Source organism: Prauserella alba (assembly GCF_024171735.1).
GTDB classification, from domain to species: domain Bacteria; phylum Actinomycetota; class Actinomycetes; order Mycobacteriales; family Pseudonocardiaceae; genus Prauserella; species Prauserella alba.
Genome location: NZ_JAMTCH010000005.1, coordinates 536755 through 558597, shown reverse-complemented (window position 1 = coordinate 558597; position 21843 = coordinate 536755). Strand labels below are relative to the sequence as shown.

The following is a 21843-nucleotide window of genomic DNA, read 5'->3' as shown; positions in this document are numbered from 1 at the left end:
CGGATAATGGGTGGCCGTGCCCGATACGCGCAAGTACGTCATCAAATTCAGCTGCCGGGACCGCACGGGAATCGTCGCCCGCATCTCGTCGTTCCTCGCCGAACTCGGCGGCTGGATCACCGACTCGTCCTACCACACCGACCCGGACACGGGCTGGTTCTTCACGCGCCAGGTGGTGACGGCCGAGTCGGTGCCGTTCGACATCGCCGAGCTGCGCGCACGGTTCGCCGGTATCGCGCGGTCGCTGGGCGCCGAGGCGGACTGGAAGGTCCTCGACAGCGCCGAGCGCAGGCGCGTGGTGATCCTCGTGTCGAAGGAGGCCCACTGCCTGTACGACCTGCTGGGGCGGGTCGCCTCCGGGGAGCTGGACGTCGACGTCGCCGCCGTGGTCGGCAACCACGAACACCTCGCCGACATCACGCGTGCGCACGGGATCCCGTTCCACCACGTGCCCTTCGGCACGGACGCCGAGTCGAAGGCCGCGGCGTTCGACCAGGTTGCGAAGCTGGTCGATTCCCACGACCCGCACGCCGTGGTGCTGGCACGGTTCATGCAGATCCTGCCGCCGGAGCTGTGCGAGGCGTGGCAGGGCCGCGCGATCAACATCCACCACAGTTTCCTGCCGTCGTTCGTCGGCGCGCGGCCGTACCACCAGGCGCACCAGCGCGGGGTCAAGCTCGTCGGCGCGACGTGCCACTACGTGACGGCCGACCTCGACGCGGGGCCGATCATCGAGCAGGACGTGATGCGGGTCGACCACACCGATTCGGTCGACGACATGATCCGTAAGGGCCGCGACGTCGAGAAGGTGACGCTCTCGCGCGGCCTGCGGTGGCACCTAGAGGGCCGCGTCCTCGTGCACGGCAACCGCACCATGGTGTTGTGACTGTCCCGCCGACTTTTCCGCCGACCCGCCCGTCGACTCCGACCGGGCGGTGCGGGCGGCGGGAACGATCATCGGCGTTCCGGTCTCGGGGTCGTCGATGACGCGGCACGGCAGGCCGAACACGTCCTCGACCAGGTCGGCGGTGACGATCTCCGACGGCTCGCCCTGCGCCGCGACGACCCCGCCGGGGCGCATGACGACCAGGTTCGTGGCGTAGCGGCACGCCTGGTTGAGGTCGTGCAGCACGGCGACGAGGGTGTGCTCGCCGTCGTCGTGGAGGTCGGCGCACAGGTCGAGAACCTCGATCTGGTGGGCGATGTCGAGGAACGTCGTCGGCTCGTCGAGCAGCAGGATCGGCGTCTGCTGGGCCAGCACCATCGCCAGCCACACCCGTTGCCGTTGCCCGCCGGACAGTTCGTCCACGACCCGCTCGGCCAGGCCGGCGACACCGGTGAGCCGCATCGACTCGGCCACCACGGCCTCGTCCTCGGCCGACCACTGCCGGAGCACGCTCTGGTGCGGGTACCGGCCACGGGCGACCAGGTCGCCGACGGTGATGCCGCCCGGCGCGGTCGACGACTGCGGCAGCAGGCCCAGCCGCTTGGCCACGTCCTTCGACCGCTGCGACGTGATCGCCTTGCCGTCGAGGTGCACCGCGCCCGCCTTGGGTTTCAGCATCCGCGCGAGCGCCTTGAGCAACGTCGACTTGCCGCACGCGTTGGGGCCGATGATCACGGTGAACGACCCGTCGGGGATGTCGACGGACAGTTCCCGCGCGACCGTCGCCTGGTCGTAGGCGAGCGTGAGGTCCTCGGCGCGCAGCCTCGTCATGCGTACCTGCCCTTTCCGCGCCATTCCGACGCCAGCAGCCAGATCAAGTAGAGACCGCCGACACAGCCCGTGGCCGTTCCGACGGGCAGTTGCGCCGCGGGGAACAGCTGCTGCACCAGCAGGTCTCCCGTGGCCAGCAGCAACGCCCCGACGAGCGCGGTCGTCACCAGGCCCGGCGACGACGAGCGGGTGAGCCTGCGCGTGAGCTGCGGTGCGGCGAGGGCGACGAACGTGATCGGCCCCGCCGCGGCGACGGCGAAGGCCGCGAGCAGCACGCTCACACCGATCAGCAGCGTCCGGTCGCGCCCGGTGCGCACGCCGAGCGCGCTCGCGGTGTCGTCGCCGAGTTCCATCATCGACAGCGACCGTGTCCGCGACAGCGCCGCGGGCAGCAGCACGGCCAGCGTGACGGCGGCGGCGACGACGTGTTCCCAGCCGCGCGAGTTGACGCTGCCGACGAGCCACGCCTGCGCGGTGAGCGCGTCGTGCAGGCTGGCGCGCGTGATGAGGAACGAGTTCGCGGCGACGGCCAGTGCGTTGATGCCGATGCCCATCAGCACGAACCGCAGACCGCTCACGCCGCGGTGGTAGGCGAGCACGTAGATCAGCAGCGCCGCGACGACACCGCCGATCAGCGCGCCGAGCGAGACCTGCAGCATCGTGCCGCCGAGCACCGTGATGACGACGAGCGCGCCGGTGGCGGCCGAGCTGGTGAACCCGATGACGTCGGGACTGCCGAGCGAGTTGCGGGTGACGGTCTGCAGGATCCCGCCGCTCACGGCGAGCATCGCGCCGACCAGCACCGCCACCAGCAGCCGCGGCAGCATCAGCGTGTAGACGACGAAGTCGCCCGTCTCGTCGCCGCGGCCCGCGAGGGAGGCCAGCACCTGGCCGAGCGTCAGCGAGTACTCGCCCGCGGTCAGCGTCACGACCATGACGGCGGCGAGCAGCACCGCGGCGGCGGTGCCGACCGTGAGCGTCCGCGGGGCGACGCGCAACGACAGGCCGCCCGCACGGACGACGCGCCCGGTGACGGACCGGGTGCCTGCGCGCCGGGGGCCGGAGCCCGGCGCGGCGGTCCCGCGGTCGGCGGCGTCGGCCTCGGCGGGGCCGGCTTCGGGATCGGTGGTCGGCGGCGGGGTCACAGGGAAGTCAGCTTTCGCTTGCGGCACAGCACGAGGAACACGGGAACGCCGATCACCGCGGTGACGATGCCGACCTGGATCTCCGCGGGCGGGGCGACGACCCGGCCCACGAGGTCGGCGCCGACGAGCAGCGTGGGCGCCAGCACGAGCGAGTACGGCAGCACCCAGCGCTGATCGGGTCCGGCGAGGAACCGGGCGACGTGCGGCACGGCGAGTCCGACGAACCCGATCGGCCCGACGGCGGCCGTGGCGGCACCGCACAGCAGCGTGATGGCGACCGCTCCCGCGATCCGGATGCGGTCCGGGTGGGCACCGAGCGCGCGGCCGAGGTCATCACCCATGGCGAGGGCGTTGAGTGGGCGCATGAGCAGCAACGCAGCCACGACGCCGACGGCCATGAACGGCAGCACCGGCCACAGCACGTCGTAGTAGCGGCCGGACAGCGAGCCGACCTGCCAGCGCCGGAACTCCTCGAACGCGTCCGGTGCGGTGAGCATGAGGCCGCTGTTGACGGCGAACAGCACCGCGGTGACGGCCGCGCCGGCGACCACGAGCCGTTCGGGCGTGGCGTTGCGCGCGCCCGCGCTGCCGAGTGCGTAGACGACCACGCTGGCGACGGCGGCACCCGCGAACGCGAGCCACACGTACCCGAGCACCGTCGTGATGCCCAGGTAGGTCAGCGCCAGTGCGACACCGGTCGAGGCGCCCATCGTGATGCCGAGCAGCCCGGGATCGGCGAGCGGGTTGCGGGTGAGGGCCTGCATGAGCGCGCCCGCGAGGCCCAGGCTCGCACCGACGAGCACGGCGAGGATCGTGCGCGGAATGCGGTACTCGTGGATCACCACGGATGCGTCCGACCCGTCGGCGTGCCACAGCAGGTCCCACGTCTGCAGAAAGGGAATCCCCTTCGATCCGAACCACACGCTCGCCAGCGCCAGGATCAGCAAGGCGCCCGCGGCCACCACGAGCCCCGCGCCCCGAGCCAGCGTCCCCCGCGCGGTGATGCCGGTACGGGCCGCGGGTTCGGATTCAGGCTCAGCGGCGGCCCCGGCGGTCAACGGCATAAGGTGAGGCTAACCAATCGAGTGACGTACCTCGACGTGTGCCTCCCCACGCCGCCGTGTTGCGCTCTCGGGGGACCGTGTTGCGGATTCCGGGGACCGTGTTGCGGTTTCCGGGCCGCACGTTCTGCACGCGGAACAGGCGACGGGCACAGGCGGCGCGGCGGGACGGGGCGGGGACGGCGCGCGAAAATCCGTTGCCTCGGGCGGCAGCGCACCCGCAAGGTGCACGTATGACCGACCCACGCACCGCGCTCGGCACCACGTCGGGCACCCGCGTATCCGTCGTCGGCGTCACTGCCGTCGCCGTCAACGCCGGCGTCACGGTGCAGCGACAGCAGCCGAGCGTCACCGGGAGGCCGACCACCACGCAGCCGTGACCGGCGCGCTGCTGGCGGGCCTCGTCGCGGGGTACGGCATCGCGATCCCCGTCGGTGCGGTCGGCGCATACCTGGTCACGCTCGCAGCCCGCTGCCGACGGAGCGTCGCGGTGGGCGCCGCGCTCGGGGTGGCCACCGCGGACGGCGGCTACGCACTGCTGGCCGTGGTGGGCGGTCACGCCGTGGCCGATGCCGTCGAACCGGTGGCGACGCCGCTGCGGTGGACGTCCGCCGCGGTGCTGGTGGCGATCGCCGTGACGATCGCGGGGTCGGCTGTCGCAGACCACCGGCGGCACGCACGTGGGAACACCGCTCCACCGACACGAGCGACACCCACCACGCCCGGCGGCGGCTACGCCGTGTTGTTGGCGGTCACGTGCCTCAACCCGACCACGCTCACCTACTTCGCGGCGCTCGTTCTCGGTGACGGCCTCGTCCTCGGCGACCGCGCAGGCCAGGCGGACCCCTGCCGGTCGGTGGTGTTCGTGGCCGCGGCGTTCGCGGCGTCGGCGAGCTGGCAACTCGCGCTGGTGGCCGCGGGATCGGCGCTGGGCCGCATCGTCTCGGGCCCGCAGGGACGGCTGATGACGGCTGTGGTGTCGAGCACCATGGTGATCGGGCTCGCTGCCAATACGGCGCTGAGCGTGTAAAACCTGGTGCAGGACCCGATCTCAGGGTTCCCGGACGAGGGAGCCGTACCCGGAAGCGCGACAAGACGGCCGCCGGAAGGGGCGCGTCATGTCGTGGCTGATCCTGATCGTGTCGGGGCTGTTCGAGGCCGTCTGGGCCACCGCGCTGGGGAAGACCGCGGGATTCACCAGGCTGTGGCCCTCGGTGGTGTTCTTCGTCGCGCTCGCGGTGAGCATGGGCGGGTTGGCATACGCGATGCGTGACCTGCCGACCGGCACGTCCTACGCCGTGTGGGTGGCGATCGGCGCAGTGGGCACGGTGGTCTATGCCATGGCCACCGGCGACGAGGCGGTGTCGGCGCTGAAGGTGCTCTTCCTCGTCGGCATCATCGGCTGCGTCGTCGGACTGAAAGCCGTGAGCTAGCGGATGCTCGCGGGGCGGAGGTCGGTCCACTCGGCGTCGATGTATCGCAGGCAGGCGTCTCGGGTGTCCTCACCGAACACGATCCGCCAGCCCGCGGGAACGTCCACGAACGACGGCCACAGCGAATGCTGGTCCTCGTCGTTGGCGAGCACGTAGAACCGGCCTTCGTCGTCCTCGAACGGATTCATCTCTCACTCCTCGTGTCCGTTGTCCACTGTGCAGCGGCCTTGTCGGGTCCGGTGGCCGTTCCGGTGCTCTCCCCCGTGCCCGCGTCCCTCACGACCCGCTGACGGCGAACTCGGCCGTCACGCGGGAGTTTCGGCGCTGCAGGACGGAGTCGAGGATCTCACCGGAACGGATCGCGTTGTTCGACAGCAGCGACGACGTGATGCCGTGGGTGTGCTCGGTGGCGCCGCCCTGCAGGTACACGCCCGCCGACAACGCCGCGCCGCCGTGGGCCCGGTAGTCGCGCTCGACCCTCGGCCTGCCCGCCGGATCACGCGTGACGTGCGGAGCCAGCCCGTCCAGCTGGGCGTCGACGTCGGCGGGCAGGTACCCGGTGGCGTACACGACGACGTCGGCGTCGAGCACTTCCTTCGCCCCGGTGCTGAGCGATTCCACAGTCGTCCGCACGCCGCCTGCGGTCTCGACCACGTCGGTCGCGCGGGAGGCGTGGAAGAAGCGCAACCGCTCCTGCCCGAGCACCCGCTCGCGATACAGCCGGCGGTACAGGTCCTCGATGAGTTCCAGATCGACGACGGAGTAGTTCGTGTTGGCGTGGTAGTTCATCAGCCGGTCCTTGACGTCCTGGGGCGCGCCGAAGAACTCGTCGACCGAGGCGGGGTCGAAGATGCGGTTGGCGAGCGGACTGTCGTCGGAGGGGCTGTAGCCGAAGCGGGAGAACACCGCGCACACCTCGGCTTCCGGGAACGTCGAGTGCAGGTGCGCCGTCACCTCCGCCGCGCTCTGGCCCGCGCCGACGACGACGAACCGGCGCGCGTCACTGCTGACGGACGGCGTCCGCTGCAGCAGTTCGCTGTTGTGCCAGATGCGGTCGGACAACTCGGTGCCGTCCGGAATCCGCGGGCGCAGTCCGGTCGCGAGCACGACGTTGCGCGCCCGGTACGCGGTGCCGCACGAGGTGCGCAAGTCGACGTAGGCGATCTCGTCGCCGTCGAACACCGGCTCGATGCCGGCGACCCGGGTGCCGTACGAGACCATGTCGCCGACCTGCGCGGCCGACCATTCGAAGTAGTCGTGGAACTCGGCACGCAGCGGGAACAACGTCTTGTGGTTGACGAATTCGACCAGCCGCCCGCGGTCGTGCAGATAGGACAGAAAACTGAAGCGGCTCGTCGGGTTCCGCAGCGTGGCAAGGTCTTTGAGGAACGAGACCTGCATGGTCGCGTCGTCGATGAGCATGCCGCGGTGCCAGCCGAACGATGCCTGCTGCTCCAGGAACTGTGCGGTGACCGGCTCGGCTGCGCCGTCGTTGTGTTCGGCGACGGCGATCGCCAGCGCGAGGTTCGACGGCCCGAAACCCACGCCGACGAGGTCGTACACCGGTACATCGCCCGCGAGCCCCTGTGTCATACCAGTCCTATCGCCGAGACAGTCAGACAGAGGCTACCCTAACCTAACTAAGGACTGCCTCAGTTAGACCTTTTGAGGGTGATCCTCGACTCCGGAGCAAAGGGTTGCCAGATTAGGTAAGCCTTGCTTCACTGGGCGCGTTTCGCCCACGACGTTACGGAGGACCGATGCGGGTCGTCATGTTCGGCTACCAGACGTGGGGGCACCGCACCCTGCGTGCGCTGCTCGATTCGGAGCACGTGGAGGTGGCGATGGTCGTCACGCACCCGAGGTCCGAACACGCCTACGAACGGATCCTGGCCGACTCGGTCGAAGACCTCGCCAAGGAGAACGGTGTCGAGGCGGTACTGGCGCAGCGGCCCGACGACGCGCTCGTCGACAGGCTCCGCGAGGCGGCGCCCGACCTGATCGTCGCCAACAACTGGCGCACCTGGCTGCCACCGGAGGTCTACACCCTGCCGACCCACGGCACGCTCAACGTCCACGACTCGCTGCTGCCCGCCTACGCCGGGTTCTCGCCCATCATCTGGGCGCTCATCAACGGCGAGTCCGAGGTCGGCGTGACCGCCCACATGATGAACGAGGAGCTCGACGCGGGCCCGATCGTCGGCCAGAAGTCAGTGACCGTCGGCCCGCGCGACACGGCGATCGACCTGGTCCACGCCACGGTCGACCTCATCGAACCACTGGTGGCCGAGGCGCTGGAGTTCATCGCCTCCGGCCGCACCGACTGGACCCCGCAGGACCGGTCGAAGGCCAGCTTCTTCCACAAGCGTTCGCTCGAGGACAGCCGCATCGACTGGACGTGGCCCGCCGACGACCTCGACCGGCTGGTGCGCGCACTGGCCGACCCGTATCCGAACGCCTACACGTACTACAAGGGCGAGCGGATCCACATCATCGAGGCGTCCGTGTCGGACGGCAGGTACGGCGGCACCCCGGGGCGGATCTTCTACCCCGAGGGGAAGGGCGTGGTGATCGTCGCGGGCGCGGACGCGCGCTTCGGCCGGAACCACGGCCTGCGCATCGAACGGGTGCGCACCGACGACGGCACGGAATACGCGGGCACGGAGTTCTTCACCTCGATGGGCGGCTATCTGACCTCGCACCCGTGAGGTGACGGGCACTCGCCGGCCCACCGAGACGCGCCGCCGGTTCGCGCCCCCGAAAGTGCGCGAACCGGCGGCGACCACTGCTGCAACCCGGATGGGCGTTGGGCGGGCCACCGCCTCACACGCGGACGAGCATCTTGCCCGTGTTGGAGCCCGCGAGCAGGTCGAGGAACGCCTGCGGAGCGTTCCGGATGCCCTCGACCACGGTCTCGCTGTAGACGATCGATCCGTCACCCACCAGCGGCGCGACGTCGTCGACGAACCGCGGGCGCGCGTCGAGGTGGTCGCCCACCAGGAACCCGCGCATCGTGAGCCGCTTGGCGATGAACTGCACCAGGTTGCGCGGTCCCGGCTGGGGCTCGGTCGCGTTGTACTGCGAGATCATCCCGCAGATCGCGATCCGCCCGCCGAGGTTCATCGAGCCGATGGCGGCTTCGAGGTGCTCCCCGCCGACGTTGTCGAAGTAGACGTCGATCCCGTCCGGGGCGGCGTCCTGCAACTGGTCGGTGACGGGCCCGTCCTTGTAGTTGAACGCCGCGTCGAACCCGAGCTCCTCGGTCAGCCATCGCACCTTCTCGGCGGATCCGGCACTGCCGATCACCCGGGACGCGCCGCGCAGTTTGGCCAGCTGTCCGACCATCGACCCCACCGCGCCGGCCGCACCGGACACGAACACTGCGTCGCCCTCGGCGAACCGGGCCACGTCGAACAGCCCGGCGTAGGCCGTCAGCCCCGGCATGCCGAGCACGCCGAGGTAGGCCGGGGCGGGCGCCGACGTGACGTCGATCTTCGCGGCATTGTCGGCGTCGACGATCGCGTGCGTGCGCCAGCCGAGCTGGTGCAGCACGGTGTCGCCGACGGCCAGGCCGTCGGCGTTCGACGCGACGACCTCGCCGACCGCACCACCGGTCATCGCTTCGCCCACCTCGTAGGGCGCGGCGTACGACTTCGCCGAGCTCATCCGCCCGCGCATGTACGGATCGACCGACAGCCACGTGTTGCGGACGAGCACCTGGCCGGGTCCAGGCTGCGGGGTGTCGACGTCGGCGATCTCGAAGTTCGCCATCGTGGGCTCGCCGTGGGGCCGCTCGGCGAGCCGGATCTCCACCGCGTTGTCACCGGCCGCCGTCACGCCGTGGCCACCTTTGCCAGGTTGTCGAGCACGCCGTCGTAGATGCGCTTGAGTCCGGCGGGCGCGAACGTCTTCTCGAAGAAGCCGCCGATACCGCCCGCTCCCTGCCAGCTGGTCTCGATACGCACGGTCGACTTGTCGCCAGCCTCGGCGACGGTCCACGTGGTGACCATGCTCGAGTTGGCGTCGGTCTCCACGATCGTGCCCGGCTTCGGCTCGGTGACAGTGGCGGCGACGTCCCGCACCCGCTTCGACGTGGCCTGCAGCTTCCAGGTCGCGACCGTGCCCGCACCGGTGCCGCCCTCGCTGACGGAGTAGTCACGGTAGGCCTCGGTGAGGATCTTCGGCCTGGTGTCGGCGTAGTCGGCGATGAGCGTGCGCACCCTGTCGGCGGGCGCGTCGATCGTCCGCTCGGCGGTGGCGGTGACCTGTCCCATGTGCTCTCCCTGTGATGGTGTGGCGGGTCCGCGTCCGGCCGGGCGCGAGCCCGGTTCTACTTGGCGAGCTCGTCGATGACCTCGGCGCCCGGAAGGGCGGCGAGGGCCGTCCCGGTGACGAGCAGTTTGCTGCCCCGGATGCCGCTGCCCACGATGAGTTCCGGCGCGCGGGCGACCGCGGCGTCGACGAGGATCGGCCAGTCCGGGGGCAGGCCGATCGGCGTGATTCCGCCGTAGGCCATGTTCGTCAGCTCGACGGCCTCGTCCATCGGGGCGAACGACACCTTGCGCACGTCCATGGTCTTGCGGATGACGTTGTTGACGTCGGCGCGGGTCGTCGCGAGCACGAGCGCGGCGGCGTAGCGCACCTCACCCGCACGTTTGCCTGCGACGACGACACAGTTGGCCGACGCGTCGAGCGGCGACGAGTACGCCTCGCAGAACGCGGCGGTGTCGGCGAGGTCCGGATCGATCTCGGCGATGCCGACCGGTGCCTTGACGGAGTCGAGCGCAGCCACGACCGGTTCGGCCATGAGGTCCCGGCGCTCGGCGGCCGCCTGCACCGTGAGCGTCCCCGCGATGTTCCAGTCATTCACGTCGCCACCGTAGGCCACGCCGCCACCGCCGGGTCGCGGCACGTCGGAGCCCCGCACGTCAGCGGGCCGGAGCCCCGGGCGTCGTCGGGACTCGGCACGTCACCAGGAGGAACCGCCGCGCTGCACCTCGATCAGCTTGGGGCGTACGTCCACGAGGTAGACGAGCGCCGCCACGATGCCGGCCAGCCAGAAGATCAACCCGGCGCCGTAGAAGTTGAACAGCAGCATCGCGAGGGTCGCACCACCCGTGATGCCCAGCCACATCGGCTTCGTGTGCCGGTCGGCTGCGGTATAGGCGTCGGAACGCTGGGTGAGCGCGTGCACGAAGGCGACGAGGCCGACAAGAGTGCCTGCCCAGTCGATGGCGAACACGATCCAGTACGCGAGATACGGCACGCCACTCAGCGTACGTCAGACGCCGAACACACTTCGGGCTCCGGTTGCGGTAACAACCGGAGCCCGAGGTGTGGACCGTCAGCTCACTTGTCGCTCTTCGAGCCGGTGGAACCCGTCGACTTCTTCGCGGCGCTGGTGGTGCGGCGCGTGGTGGTCGACTTCGCACTCGAAGCGCTCGACGTGGTCGACGACTTGGTGGTGGTCTTCGGCTTGGCGGGCGTGGTCGCCTCCTCGACGCTCGCCTCGGCCTTCTCGGCGGCGCCGGAAACCTTCTCCGCGGTCGCCTCGACGACCTCGCCGGCCTCCTCACCAGCACCGCGCACCGTCGACGTCACCCTCGAGACGACGCCGTCGATGCCCTTGCGCACGTCGGCCGTGGCACCGTCCACGCGCACCTGCACGGTCTGGAACGTCTCGCCCAGCTGGTCGGTGGCCTTCCTGACCTGCGGCTGCGCGAGCAGCTTGTCCCAGGCCTCCTCGCCGGACTCGGCCAGCCGGTGGTACAGCTTCAGCGCGGCGTCCGTGTACTCGTCGAGCAGCTTGCGCAGTTCCGCCGGGTCGAGCTTGTCCCGGAGCCCCTCGAGCTCGGACGGCAGCTCCTCGATGTTCTTCTTCGCGTCCTCGAAGCCCTTCTTGGCGTCCTCGACGCTCTTGCGGACGACGTCACCGCCGTCGGCGTAACGCTCCTTGGCCTTGGCGAGCGCATCGTTCACGGCATGGCTCGCGAGGTTGCCCGCGCCCAGGGCGGCGAGCAGCGGCGTCTTGAGCTGGTCGACGGGCGTCTTGGCACCGTCCGTCTCGTTCTTTCCGGTCTCGGTCTTCGTGGTCTCGGTCTTGGCGGTCTCGGTAGCCATGTCGGCTCACTCCTCGGCGTGCGGCTGTTCGGGTTCGGTTCCGGGCGTGCTCTGTTCGCGGTTCTGCCTGCGGAACGACTCGTAGACGTCGAGCAGAACCGTCTTCTGGCGCTCGGAAAGCTCGGTGTCGGCGCGGATCGCATCGAGCACCGGGCCCCCTTCCGGCAGGTCGTCGAGAATTCCGGCCTGCACGTAGAGCGCCTCCGCCGAGATTCGCAACCCCTTGGCGATCTGCTGCAGGATCTCCGCGCTGGGCTTGCGGACCCCGCGTTCGATCTGGCTCAGATACGGGTTGGAAACACCGGCCAGTTTGGACAGCTGCCGCAGGGAGATCTTGGCGCTGCTGCGTTGCTGCCGGATGTACGACCCGATGTCCCGGCCGATGTCGGCCATCTTGTCCATCGGCCCGGTCGCGTCGTCACCCGCGCCTGCTCCGGGGCGGTCGTCGCGGTCGCCGTCGACATCGCCGCGATGCTCGGCTCCGTCCGACTTCCCCGTCACGCCTGCCACCTCCCTACGACGTTTTCCACGGTAACCACGAGTGCTAGCTATTGCAAGCACCCTGCTTGCACCCTTCGCGTATGACGCCGAACACCCCCAGCCGGGCCGGGTGAGCCCGCCTCATCGGCGCCTTCCGGCGCAGGTCGGGTGCTATCGTCCCGGGCGTCATCCCGGGGGAACGCGCACCCGCGCGGGGATACTGACGAGGGGAAATGAGCAGGGTTACGCCGTCAGCATCGCCGACCGGCGCACACCTCGAGCTACTGAACAAAGCCGAGCGACGGATCGGTGGCGGTGCTGCCTCGGCGCAACGAGAACAAGCAACGGAGAACCGAGTTCGACGAGCTGCTGTCGACTCTGGACCAGGCGAGAACGCAGCTCCATTCTCTACGAGCCACGGCGACCTCCCCCGACGGCACGGTGACCGTGACAGCCGGGGCCGGCGGCATCGTGCAGTCCGTGGAACTGTCGGACAACGCGCTGAACAACACCAACGCGCCATCCCTGGCGTCGTCGATCAACGCGACGATCGCTCAGGCGATCCGGCAGGCCACCGAGAAGCACGTCGACCTCGTGCACAGCCGCGTCGGCCAGGACGTCGACATCGCCCGCATCCTCGGCCCCCAGGCAGCCTTCGCGCCGAGCAGCGGATCCGCTCCCGCCGAACCACGTTCAGACACGCACCGCGGCCGGCGTGACGACGACACGGATCCGTTCCACGACCCGCTCAAGCTGGGCTGAGACCTCAAGCCGGACCTCACAGCCGGACCTCGGCAGGCAGGCCTCAACACGCGCAGAGGCAGAACGGATGTCCGTCCGGGTCGGCGTAGACGCGGAAGGTCTCGGGCTTGTCGTCGAGCAGCCGCGCACCGAGCTCCAGCGTCCGCTGGTGTGCGGAGTCGAGGTCCTCGACCGTGAAGTCGAGGTGCAGCATCTGCGGTCGCTCGTTCGACGGCCACGTCGACGGCCGGTAGTCCGGATCGCGCTGGAAACTGATGTCCGCCCCGCCGTCCGGGTTCACGAGCGTTACCCACTCGTCGTCCGAGTCCGGGTCGAGTTTCCAGCCGAGAAGTTTCCCGTAGAAGTCCGCCAGCCGATACGGCTCGGGGCAGTCCAGGGCGACACAGCCCAACGTCACCGATGCACTCATTCAGCGCCTCCTTGCGCTCGCTCCATCACACCGGAACGGCGTCACCGCGGAACTACGGGCACGCCCACCCCGCTGCAGACCTCTTTCATAACCGATGAATGCATGATGCCGGTTACGACCTCCGGGCGCAACCACTGTCTCCAATACACTGGTGACGTGAATGCGGACGTGAAGTTGGTACTGGACTTCCTCAACACGCTCGACGTCGAGGACGACACCGATGTACTGCGCTCCGCCGCCGAGTGGCATGCATGGGCGCACGCACGGGAGTTGACACCGGGGCCGATCGAGGACGCGACCCGCGCCCGCCGGGCACTCCGCGAAGCAGCCGGCGATCCGGCCCCCGGGCCCGGCACCGCGGACACCGCTCGCGAACTGCGGATACCCCTCGACGTCGCGTTCCGGGTCTCCCCCGCCGCCGATCCGCAGCTCGTCGCCGACGACGCCGTGTCGGCAGTCTTCACGGCGGCGATGCGGCTGGGCGTACTCGGCGACTGGCGCCGCATCAAGATCTGCCCGGCCGACGACTGCCTGTGGGCGTTCTACGACGAGTCCCGCAACCGGTCGCGCACCTGGTGTTCGATGCAGGTCTGCGGTAACCGCGTCAAGGCGCGCACGTTCCGCAAGCGCGCGGGCTCCACGGGCGACGACGACTCCACCGCCGGTTGACCACAACCCGCTGAGCCTGTGGACAACTACGTGGACAACTGCACCCGCTGTGGATAACCTCACCCTCTTGAGTGGGATGGACCACACTACGAGTGGACCGGACCACGCGGAGCGCGGCCGCCCGGTGACACATCGCAACCGGCAGCGGCGCACCACCCGGTGACCGCGCGAGCACACCGGGCTCAGGCCGGCATCCAGCCGGCCTGAGCCCGAAGTGTCAGAACAACAGCTCGCCGACCGTGTAGATGACCAGTCCCGCGAGGGCGCCGACGACGGTGCCGTTGATGCGGATGAACTGCAGATCGCGGCCCACCTGGAGCTCGACCTTGCGGGAGGTCTCCTCCGCGTCCCAGCGTTCGACCGTGTCGGTGATGATCGTCGTGATCTCCCGTGAGTAGTGCCGCACGACGTGCGCAGCCACGTCCTCGACCCAGCCGTCGACCTTCCTGGCCAGTTCCGCGTCCGCCTGCAACCGCTCACCCAACGTGCGCAGCCCCTCGCGCACGCGTGTGCGCAGCTCACTCGACGGGTCCTCGGCGGCAGTGAGCAGCATGTCCTTCGCGGTCGCCCACGCCGAGCCGATCAGCTTCTTCACCTCGGGATGCTCGACGAGCTGGCGCTTCACGGCATCCGCACGCGCCATCGTCTCCGGATCCTTCTGCAGGTCCTGGGCGAACTCGCTCGCGAACCGGTCGAGCGCCAGCCGCATCGGGTGGTTGACGTCGGTCTTGACGGCCCAGGCGAACGTCAGCACCTCTCCGTACACCTTGTCGGCCAGCATCTCGTCGACGAACCGCGGCGACCACGACGGCGCCCGCTCCGACACCACGCGCAGCACCGTGGCGTGGTTGGTGCGCACCCAGTCGTACGCGCGGTCGCACATCAGGTCGACGAAACGGTAGTGCGCACCGTCGGTCAGCACCTGTTCGAGGAGCTTGCCCAGCGGCGGCCCCCATTCGCGGTCGACGACGCGGCGCACGACGGCCTGTTCCAGCACGGCCTGCACGTCCTCGTCGCGCAGCACGGTCACGGCGCCGCGCACGACGGTCGACAGTTCCGACGTCACCCGCTCGGCGTTGTCCGGCCGGGCCAGCCACTCACCCGTGCGCCGCGACACCTCGAGGCGCTGCAACTTGTCCCGCACGACCGGTTCGGACAGGAAGTTCGCCCCGACGAAGTCACCGAGGCTCTCGCCCAGCACGTTCTTCTTGCTGGGAATGATCGCCGTGTGCGGGATCCTGATCCCCAGCGGATGCCGGAACAGCGCCGTGACCGCGAACCAGTCGGCGAGCCCACCGATCATGCCGGCCTCGGCCGCGGCGCGCACGTACCCGACCCACCCGGGCCAGCCCTCGCTCTCGGCCCACCTGGCCAGCAGAAACACCACCGCCGCACCGAGCAGGAACCCGAGCGCCACGCGCTTCATCCGGCGCAGACCCTGCTGTTTCACGTCCTCACCGGCGAGGCCACCGGACGGCACCCGCCCCGGGGCCGGCGCACCGGGGGCCGGGCCGCTGCTGGTCGCGGTACCGGACGTCCCGGCGCCGGAAGTCACGTCGTCACTCGGTTGCTCCACACCCGCATTGTCCGTGAGGATCGATTCTCGTGCGCCCACCTCTCGCTGCCCGCCTCCAACCGTTCACGTCGACCGTCTTCGCGGAGATGACGGCGCTGGCCACGCGCACCGGCGCGGTCAATCTCGGCCAGGGGTTCCCCGACACCGACGGTCCCGCCGGGATGCTCGACGCCGCCAGGGACGCCCTGTACGGCGGTGCCAACCAGTACCCGCCCGGGCCGGGACGCCCCGAACTGCGCCGCGCCGTCGCCGAGCACCGCACGCGCTACGGCCTCCACTACGACCCCGACACGGAGGTGCTGGTCACGGCCGGTGCCACCGAGGCGATCGCCGCGTCGCTGCTCGCACTGGCCGACCGCGGCGACGAGGTGATCGCCATCGAGCCGTACTACGACTCGTACGCCGCCGCGATCGCCATGTCGGGCGCGGAGCGCCGCACGGTCGCGCTGACATCCGACGGCGAACGCTTCGCCCTCGACGTCGACGCGCTGCGCGCCGCCGTCACACCGCGCACCCGCGCGATCCTGGTCAACTCGCCGCACAATCCGACCGGCACCGTGTTCACCCACGACGAGCTGACCGCCATCGCCGAGGTGTGCGTCGAGGGCGACCTGATCGCAGTGCAGGACGAGGTGTACGAACACCTGACGTTCGACGACATCGAGCACACCCCGCTCGCGACCCTGCCCGGCATGCGCGAACGCACCGTGTCGATCTCGAGCGCGGGGAAGACGTTCAACTGCACCGGCTGGAAGATCGGCTGGGTGTGCGCGCCCGCGGAACTGGTCGCAGCGGTGAGGACCACGAAACAGTTCCTCACGTTCGTCTCCGGCGGGCCGCTGCAGCCGGCCGTCGCGTACGCACTCGAACACGAGCTCGGCTGGGTCGAACAGCTGCGGACGTCGCTGGCGGCCAAGCGCGACCGGCTGTCCAAGGGCCTGACCGAGGCCGGGTTCGCGGTGTGGCCCAGCGCGGGCACCTACTTCGTGTGCGCCGACGTGCGACCGCTCGGGTTCACCGACGCCGAGGACCTCGCGTGGCGCCTCCCCGAACTCGCCGGCGTCGCGGCGGTCCCCGTCAAGGTCTTCACCGACCACCCGGACGAGTGGAATCACGTGCTGCGGTTCGCGTTCAGCAAACGTGACGAAGTGCTCGACGAAGCCGTAGAGCGCCTGCACCAGCTACATCGGAGCTGAGGCGTTCGGCCGATCACGCACCCGCGATCGGTGGAACCCGCCACCTCGGTGCTAGAAAGATCGCGGCCGGACCTGCGACGATCCCGGCCACCGGCCGATCGCCGGGAACGGTCAGACCGCGGGAGTGTGCGATGGGTAAGACGGTGCGCGTGCGCGCCGCCGTCGTCGTGCGCGCTTTCGTGGTTGCCGCGTTCGCGCTGTTCGCCTGGCTGCTCGTCACGGGTTCGGCGTCGGCGTCGTCCGCCGCGCCGGCTCCGCCGCCGGGCTCGACCGTCGGCACCGCAACCCCGGGCCCCGACTCTGCCGCCTCCGACGACGCCCGGTCTCCGGAACTCGGCAGCGATACCCCGCTGGGCGATGCCGGCACCGTGCTGCGGCATGCCGATGCGGCGGCGCTCGACGTCACAGCCGAACCCGAGACTGCGCCCGGTGCGCCCGAGCCCGCGGTCGGCGACACAGCGGCCGTGGACGTCCCGGGCGGTGCAACCGACACCGATGCGGCAACGCCCGACACGGCGACAGTCGCCGATACCGCAACCACCGGCGATGCGGCTGCACAGGACACCGAGCCGGCCGAAACCGGCGTGGCCGAACCGGCACCGTCGGCCGACCCTGGGCCCTCCGGATCAGCCTCCGGCGACTCCGGCGGCGGACTGATCGCGGACCTGAGCGGTCGCGTCGTCGACGGGCTGACGGGCAGCGACGGCGACGGCGGCCTGCTGCACCGCGTGACCGGGACCGTCGGCCAGGTCGACCGGATCGTCCACGAGAGCGTGAATCGGGTCGAACAGACCGTCACCGGCACGGTCGACGGCGTCACGACGCCCCTCGTCCCGGCCCCCGCACCGCAACCGCCGACCACCCCGGCCGGCGCCGAGCCGCCGCGTACCTCGGCGCCGACCGACACCGCACCGGACCGGCCTGCCACGGCCACCCCGGCACTCACGGCCACCGAAGCGCCCCCGTCGGTCACGTCCGTGGACGCTCCGGCCGAGACGGCCACCTGGCGGACCTCACCCACCGGCCAGGCCCACGGCGACCAGGTGTCACACGCGTCGCCGACCGGCGAGGCGCCGTCCCTTCCGAAACCCGCGCCCGCGACCTCGATCACCGGCGCGTACTGCGACAACGGTGGCGGCCGCACCCACCAGGGCGTCCTGCCGTCCACACCCGCCGTCGGGCAGCTGCAGGCCTTCGGCACGGCGAGTGCGTGCGACGTCGACGTCGACGCGGTCCACCTCGGGCTGCCTCCCACCGCGCCGGACTGACCCCGACCGGCGTCTCCCTCGGGCAACTGTGCCCATCGGGTGGTTTCCGCCCGCTTCCGTAGAGACCCATCGCGTGTGCCGCAGTGCGTACGCGTGTCCGTTTCGGGGTAATCCGCATGTATCGACGACTTCCCGCTCGGCCGACCGCGCCTGGCCGAGACGGGTCCTGGCTCCGGCGCCGCGCTGCCCCCGCGGCGCCGGAGCCGTGTGCGGGTGCGCGCCGCATCGCCTCGCTCACCGCGCCAGGTGAGGCGATGTCGCCGCTGCGCACCTAGCCGCCGGGCGGACCGGCATAGCGAGGGGCGATGCCGGTGCCGCAGGCGGCATTCCGTGTCCGCGCGACACGGATGGAGCCGGTGCGCTGGATCTGACGCCGTTCTCTGGAGTGACGGCACCCCCGGGATCCAGCGCACCGGCTCCCCTTTTTCGTGGGTCTCGGGAGTGAAGGGCGTCCCACCGGCTGAACTCGGTGGACCGCACCGCCCGTGTCATCCGATAGTGGTCTGTGTGGCGGCCACGGCGCAGTTCGAACTTCATCCGGTGACGGTGCGCCATGATCCGGCGCGACGGTTGACGCAACTGGTCATGGGGCTGGTGCTGTTCGGCACGAGCATGGCGATGATGTCGCGCTCCCTGCTCGGCCTGAACCCGTGGGACGTGCTCCACGAGGGCCTGATGCACCGCACGGGACTGACGTTCGGCACGGTGACGGTCGTGACGGCGGTGACCGTGCTGCTGCTGTGGATCCCGCTGCGACAGCGCCCGGGGATCGGCACGATCGCGAACGTCGTGCTCATCGCCGTGTCGGTCGACCTGGTACGACTGGCGCTTCCACCGCAGGAACACCTCGCGGTGCAGATCCCGCTGCTGCTCGGCGGGATCGTGCTGAACGGTCTGGCGACCGCCATGTACGTCGGCGCCCGGCTGGGCCCTGGCCCGCGTGACGGCCTCTTCACGGGACTGACGGCACGCACCGGCCTGTCCGTGCGTCTGGTGCGGACGGTGCTGGAAGTGTGCGTGCTCGCCGCGGGCTGGCTCCTCGGCGGTACCGCGGGTGTCGGCACGGTGTTGTTCGCACTGTCGATCGGCCCGCTGACTCAGCTGTTCCTGCCGCGGGTCGTGTGGCGCCCGCGCGCCTGAGCTGTCATGCGGCTTTCCTGCGCTGCAGCATGGCGCGGCGGAGCCGGTCCGGGGAGGCGCCCGCGGCGAGGAGGACGTCGGCGGCCGGCCCCGGCACGGTGGCGAGCGCCGGCAGGACGTGCTCACTGCCGACGTAGCCGTCGCGGACGTCGAGCGCCTGCCGGAGGCTCACCTCGAGCACACGTTTCGCGTCCTGGCCGAACCGTACGTGCCAGCGGCTGCGCCTACGACGCCGACGGGGATCGCCGGGACCGCCGCCTCCCGTTGCTACCGCCAGCGCGCCTTCACCGTGGTGGTCCTCGGCCCGGGCGACGACCACGTCGACGTCGATGCCCAGATCACGCAGGGCCCGCCGGTCGACGTCGCTCAACCCGGCGTGACGGCGTAGTTCGCCCACTCGGTCGATGATCTCACTCGGCGCGACGTCGACCGCGTCGAGCAGGTCGAGAGCACCGGTGGCGCTGCCGGGCTCGACGACGGCGCCGAGCAGGTGCAGCGCATCGACCCGTGCGGCACCGTCGGCCTCGGCCCGGCCCACAGCTGTGGTGACCAGGGTGCGGGCGTCCTTCGTGAAGCGTTCGAACACGATCATCGCCTCCCGTGTTTCTTGTGAACGGCCTGCCTACTGACGCCGAGCTCGTCGGCGATCTCCTGCCAGGACCAGCCGTGCACGCGCGCGCTGCGCACCTGCACGGCCTCGAGTCGTTCGAGCAACCTCCGCAGGGCGGCAACGGCGCGCAGACCTGTGCGCGGATCGCTGTCACCCGCCTGGGTCGCCAGTTCGGTCGCGTTCGTCATGGTGTCAATTTAGGTTGACACACGAGGTGTGTCAACACTGGTTGACAACTACGGTGGTCGGCGTGCCGCGGATCGAGATCGCCGAACAAGCGGGGACGGACCTGGCCGGCGATCCGCGCCCAACCGAGGACCGCGTCGTCGTCGCGCCGGGAAACGACCCGCAGTCGGGAGCGGTCGCCGTGCTGGATGGAGCGACCGAGCAGCGCCCGGGACTGCCGAGCGGCGGCTGGTACGCCGAGCAACTGGGCGAGCGACTACGCGAAACGCTGCGAAGTTCACCTGATCCGGGGAGGGCCCTCGCAGCGGCGATCCACGCCGTGACCCGCGACCACGACCTGCAGGCGAGTGCGAGCCCGTCCAGCACGGTCGCCCTGGCCTGCTGGTCGGCGGAGGTCGTCGAGGTACTGGTGCTGGCCGACAGCCCGGTCGCGAAGTTCGGGACCGGCGGGGTCGAGGTCGTGGCGGACGAACGGCTGTCCCGACTGCGCGCGGCCGGCCGATTGCGTACCCGCGCTGCGGTGGACGCGCTCCGTAACCACCACGACGGATTCTGGGTGGCCGAGGCCGACCCGGCAGCGGCGACGCATGCCGTCCGGGCACAGTGGCCGCGCTCCGAGGTGCAGACCCTGATCCTCGCGACCGACGGCGTCGCCGCGGGCGTCACCGACTACGAACTGTTCGACTGGCACGGCCTGCACCGACTCGCACACACACGCGGGCCGCAGGCGGTACTGGACGTCGTGCGCGATGCGGAACACCGCGACCGCGACCGGACCCGGTGGCCGAGACCGAAAATCCACGACGATCAGGCACTCGTCGTGGTCGACTTCACCACCCGATCCGGGTGATCTCAGGGGTTTACCCGGAACACACCGGAATGTCCGATGCGTTTATATGGACGTATGCCCAGCCCACCGTCGCACGCCAAGGTCCACACCGCGGACGTCGCGCGCACCCGTGCGTGGACGATCGCCGCGGCCGCGGGACTCGGCTGGGCACTGTTCACGCTGATCATCCTGCACTCGGTGAGCTCGTTCGACCCGTTGACCGACCCGCTGAGCCGGTACGCCTTCACCGACCGCGGTGCCGGCATGCTCGAAGCGAGCCTGCTGTCCGCGGCGGTCGGCGTCGTCGCGGTGCGCGGTGCCGTACTGTCCGCGGGTCTGCCCGTGAGCAGGACGACCTCGACGCTCGTGTACGCGACGTCGACGGGGTTGGCCACGGCCGCGTTGTTCCCGGCGACGTTCAGTTCGGAGATCGACCCGGTGAGCGGCCGCATCCACCAGTACGCGAGCGTCGTGGCGTTCGCCAGCCTGCCGGCGATCGCACTGTCGCTGCTCGACGTCATGCGAGCGACACCCGTGCTGGCGCGGGTCGCGTCGGCGTTGACGTGGCTACTGCGCGTCGCGCTCGTGAGTCTGGCCCTGTTCGGAGTCAGCTACGTCGCCGACGCACTGTCGGGCGTACCCGGCTTCGCCCTGGTCGCCGACACCATGCCCGTCGGGTTCACGCAACGAATCGTCTTCAGCGTGGACCTGGCCCTGCTCGCGGTACTCCTCGTCGGCGCGATGCAGGGCGCCCGCGCATCTGCCGCGGCGCCCGCGTCGAGCCCGGCGCCCGCAACCGTCTCACCCGTGGCATCGCCGGTCGTAGGCACTTCACCCGCGGGATCATCGCTCGCTGGGCCGCCGGCCGCGGCGCCGTCGCCTGCCGGGCCCGCCGTCGTCGGACCCGTACCGGCAGCCTTCCCGCGCGTCGAGCACTCACCGCCCACCGCGGTCGATTCACGCGCCGTCGCCGCACCCGCCCGGCCTTCGGTCACCGCCGGGCCCTCGCTGACCGCTCCCGCATCGGCGGCGCCGTCGAGCACCGGGCCGCCCGTGCCCGCAGACTGCCCGGCCGGCGAGCCCACCTGTGCCGACCCCGCCGGTAGCACCGGCCTGGACTCCGGCCGCACGGCCACTCACGGAACGGTCGACAGCGAGCCCGGTCCGGCACGTCCGCCGCGACCTCGGTAACGCCGATCAGCAGCACAGCGACAGGATCAACGTCATCACCCGACGAGACAA

General features: G+C 70.5%; 27 protein-coding genes and 1 riboswitch. Of the genes, 12 read left to right on the top strand and 15 right to left on the bottom strand.

Going from position 1 to position 21843, the window contains the following annotated elements:
- Positions 1-10 precede the first annotated feature (10 nt).
- Positions 11-886: a formyltetrahydrofolate deformylase gene (purU, locus tag LY12_RS18210; protein WP_253858295.1), complete on the top strand. Its 876-nt coding sequence runs from the start codon at positions 11-13 to the stop codon at positions 884-886.
- Here purU and LY12_RS18205 read toward each other — a convergent pair.
- Genes LY12_RS18205 through LY12_RS18195 form a run of 3 tightly spaced genes read right to left on the bottom strand, consistent with a single transcriptional unit; the run spans position 839 to position 3926 of the window.
- Positions 839-1717, bottom strand: coding sequence for an ABC transporter ATP-binding protein (locus tag LY12_RS18205; protein WP_253858294.1), 879 nt, complete (start codon positions 1715-1717; stop codon positions 839-841). The two genes, purU and LY12_RS18205, sit on opposite strands and share 48 nt — an antisense overlap.
- A complete protein-coding gene (locus LY12_RS18200; protein WP_372493554.1) occupies positions 1714-2862 on the bottom strand; it encodes a FecCD family ABC transporter permease in 1149 nt (382 codons plus the stop codon). The genes LY12_RS18205 and LY12_RS18200 overlap by 4 nt, the downstream gene beginning before the upstream one ends.
- A complete protein-coding gene (locus LY12_RS18195; protein WP_253858293.1) occupies positions 2859-3926 on the bottom strand; it encodes a FecCD family ABC transporter permease in 1068 nt (355 codons plus the stop codon). The genes LY12_RS18200 and LY12_RS18195 overlap by 4 nt, the downstream gene beginning before the upstream one ends.
- 230 nt (positions 3927-4156) lie before the next feature.
- On the opposite strand from LY12_RS18195, the gene LY12_RS18190 reads away from it, so the two are divergent.
- From LY12_RS18190 to LY12_RS18180, 3 genes are all read left to right on the top strand, one after another.
- Positions 4157-4303, top strand: a complete 147-nt coding sequence (locus LY12_RS18190) for a hypothetical protein (protein ID WP_253858291.1) — start codon at positions 4157-4159, stop codon at positions 4301-4303.
- The gene (locus LY12_RS18185; RefSeq protein ID WP_253858289.1) at positions 4300-4953 is read left to right on the top strand and encodes a LysE family transporter; all 654 of its coding nucleotides are present in this window, start codon (positions 4300-4302) and stop codon (positions 4951-4953) included. The genes LY12_RS18190 and LY12_RS18185 overlap by 4 nt, the downstream gene beginning before the upstream one ends.
- 8 nt (positions 4954-4961) lie before the next feature.
- Positions 4962-5027, top strand: a riboswitch (guanidine-III (ykkC-III) riboswitch).
- Positions 5028-5041: 14 nt separating this feature from the next.
- On the top strand, positions 5042-5356 hold the full coding sequence (locus LY12_RS18180; RefSeq protein WP_253858287.1) for a DMT family transporter: 315 nt from the start codon (positions 5042-5044) through the stop codon (positions 5354-5356).
- Here LY12_RS18180 and LY12_RS18175 read toward each other — a convergent pair.
- Positions 5353-5544, bottom strand: coding sequence for an MbtH family protein (locus LY12_RS18175; protein ID WP_253858285.1), 192 nt, complete (start codon positions 5542-5544; stop codon positions 5353-5355). The two genes, LY12_RS18180 and LY12_RS18175, sit on opposite strands and share 4 nt — an antisense overlap.
- An 88-nt stretch (positions 5545-5632) precedes the next feature.
- A complete protein-coding gene (locus tag LY12_RS18170) occupies positions 5633-6949 on the bottom strand; it encodes a lysine N(6)-hydroxylase/L-ornithine N(5)-oxygenase family protein (protein WP_253858282.1) in 1317 nt (438 codons plus the stop codon).
- 167 nt (positions 6950-7116) lie between these two features.
- Between LY12_RS18170 and LY12_RS18165 the strand changes: the two genes are divergently transcribed.
- Positions 7117-8064 carry a methionyl-tRNA formyltransferase gene (locus tag LY12_RS18165; protein WP_253858279.1) on the top strand — a complete coding sequence of 316 codons (948 nt, stop codon included), beginning with the start codon at positions 7117-7119 and terminating at the stop codon, positions 8062-8064.
- A gap of 115 nt (positions 8065-8179) precedes the next feature.
- On the opposite strand, the gene LY12_RS18160 is transcribed toward LY12_RS18165, so the two are convergent.
- The 6 genes from LY12_RS18160 to LY12_RS18135 all read right to left on the bottom strand — a co-directional run bounded on the left by LY12_RS18160 (position 8180) and on the right by LY12_RS18135 (position 11878).
- Positions 8180-9193: an NADP-dependent oxidoreductase gene (locus tag LY12_RS18160; RefSeq protein WP_308292141.1), complete on the bottom strand. Its 1014-nt coding sequence runs from the start codon at positions 9191-9193 to the stop codon at positions 8180-8182.
- Positions 9190-9630 (bottom strand): SRPBCC family protein, encoded by a 441-nt coding sequence (locus LY12_RS18155; RefSeq protein ID WP_253858275.1) that lies wholly within the window; start codon positions 9628-9630, stop codon positions 9190-9192. Before LY12_RS18155 ends, LY12_RS18160 begins: the two co-directional genes overlap by 4 nt.
- Positions 9631-9686: 56 nt before the next feature.
- Positions 9687-10226 (bottom strand): YbaK/EbsC family protein, encoded by a 540-nt coding sequence (locus tag LY12_RS18150; RefSeq protein ID WP_253858272.1) that lies wholly within the window; start codon positions 10224-10226, stop codon positions 9687-9689.
- A 99-nt stretch (positions 10227-10325) separates the two neighbouring features.
- A complete protein-coding gene (locus tag LY12_RS18145) occupies positions 10326-10622 on the bottom strand; it encodes a DUF2516 family protein (RefSeq protein ID WP_253858268.1) in 297 nt (98 codons plus the stop codon).
- An 83-nt stretch (positions 10623-10705) separates the two neighbouring features.
- Positions 10706-11476: a hypothetical protein gene (locus LY12_RS18140; protein WP_253858266.1), complete on the bottom strand. Its 771-nt coding sequence runs from the start codon at positions 11474-11476 to the stop codon at positions 10706-10708.
- Positions 11477-11482: 6 nt separating this feature from the next.
- Complete coding sequence (locus LY12_RS18135; RefSeq protein ID WP_253858895.1) at positions 11483-11878, bottom strand: helix-turn-helix domain-containing protein; 396 nt, start codon at positions 11876-11878, stop codon at positions 11483-11485.
- A 387-nt stretch (positions 11879-12265) separates the two neighbouring features.
- Here LY12_RS18135 and LY12_RS18130 point away from each other — a divergent pair, with 387 nt between their 5' ends.
- Complete coding sequence (locus LY12_RS18130; RefSeq protein ID WP_253858262.1) at positions 12266-12718, top strand: YbaB/EbfC family nucleoid-associated protein; 453 nt, start codon at positions 12266-12268, stop codon at positions 12716-12718.
- Between the two features lie 43 nt (positions 12719-12761).
- On the opposite strand, the gene LY12_RS18125 is transcribed toward LY12_RS18130, so the two are convergent.
- A complete protein-coding gene (locus LY12_RS18125; RefSeq protein ID WP_253858259.1) occupies positions 12762-13127 on the bottom strand; it encodes a VOC family protein in 366 nt (121 codons plus the stop codon).
- A gap of 156 nt (positions 13128-13283) precedes the next feature.
- On the opposite strand from LY12_RS18125, the gene LY12_RS18120 reads away from it, so the two are divergent.
- The gene (locus tag LY12_RS18120) at positions 13284-13796 is read left to right on the top strand and encodes a CGNR zinc finger domain-containing protein (RefSeq protein ID WP_253858256.1); all 513 of its coding nucleotides are present in this window, start codon (positions 13284-13286) and stop codon (positions 13794-13796) included.
- A gap of 217 nt (positions 13797-14013) precedes the next feature.
- Here the strand turns inward: LY12_RS18120 and LY12_RS18115 are convergent, their stop codons facing one another.
- Positions 14014-15276: a DUF445 domain-containing protein gene (locus LY12_RS18115; protein WP_253858894.1), complete on the bottom strand. Its 1263-nt coding sequence runs from the start codon at positions 15274-15276 to the stop codon at positions 14014-14016.
- Between the two features lie 125 nt (positions 15277-15401).
- Between LY12_RS18115 and LY12_RS18110 the strand changes: the two genes are divergently transcribed.
- The 3 genes from LY12_RS18110 to yczE all read left to right on the top strand — a co-directional run bounded on the left by LY12_RS18110 (position 15402) and on the right by yczE (position 18976).
- Positions 15402-16568, top strand: a complete 1167-nt coding sequence (locus tag LY12_RS18110) for a pyridoxal phosphate-dependent aminotransferase (RefSeq protein ID WP_308292140.1) — start codon at positions 15402-15404, stop codon at positions 16566-16568.
- Positions 16569-16699: 131 nt separating this feature from the next.
- Positions 16700-17836 carry a hypothetical protein gene (locus LY12_RS18105; protein ID WP_253858254.1) on the top strand — a complete coding sequence of 379 codons (1137 nt, stop codon included), beginning with the start codon at positions 16700-16702 and terminating at the stop codon, positions 17834-17836.
- Positions 17837-18343: 507 nt separating this feature from the next.
- On the top strand, positions 18344-18976 hold the full coding sequence (gene yczE / locus LY12_RS18100) for a membrane protein YczE (RefSeq protein WP_253858252.1): 633 nt from the start codon (positions 18344-18346) through the stop codon (positions 18974-18976).
- Positions 18977-18980: 4 nt separating this feature from the next.
- Here the strand turns inward: yczE and LY12_RS18095 are convergent, their stop codons facing one another.
- On the bottom strand, positions 18981-19568 hold the full coding sequence (locus tag LY12_RS18095) for a Clp protease N-terminal domain-containing protein (RefSeq protein WP_253858251.1): 588 nt from the start codon (positions 19566-19568) through the stop codon (positions 18981-18983).
- The gene (locus tag LY12_RS18090) at positions 19565-19774 is read right to left on the bottom strand and encodes a helix-turn-helix domain-containing protein (protein WP_183780114.1); all 210 of its coding nucleotides are present in this window, start codon (positions 19772-19774) and stop codon (positions 19565-19567) included. Before LY12_RS18090 ends, LY12_RS18095 begins: the two co-directional genes overlap by 4 nt.
- A gap of 62 nt (positions 19775-19836) precedes the next feature.
- Between LY12_RS18090 and LY12_RS18085 the strand changes: the two genes are divergently transcribed.
- Entirely contained in the window at positions 19837-20622 is a 786-nt protein-coding gene (locus LY12_RS18085; RefSeq protein ID WP_253858250.1) for a protein phosphatase 2C domain-containing protein, read from the top strand.
- Positions 20623-20676: 54 nt separating this feature from the next.
- On the top strand, positions 20677-21792 hold the full coding sequence (locus tag LY12_RS18080; protein ID WP_253858249.1) for a DUF998 domain-containing protein: 1116 nt from the start codon (positions 20677-20679) through the stop codon (positions 21790-21792).
- Positions 21793-21843 lie beyond the last annotated feature (51 nt).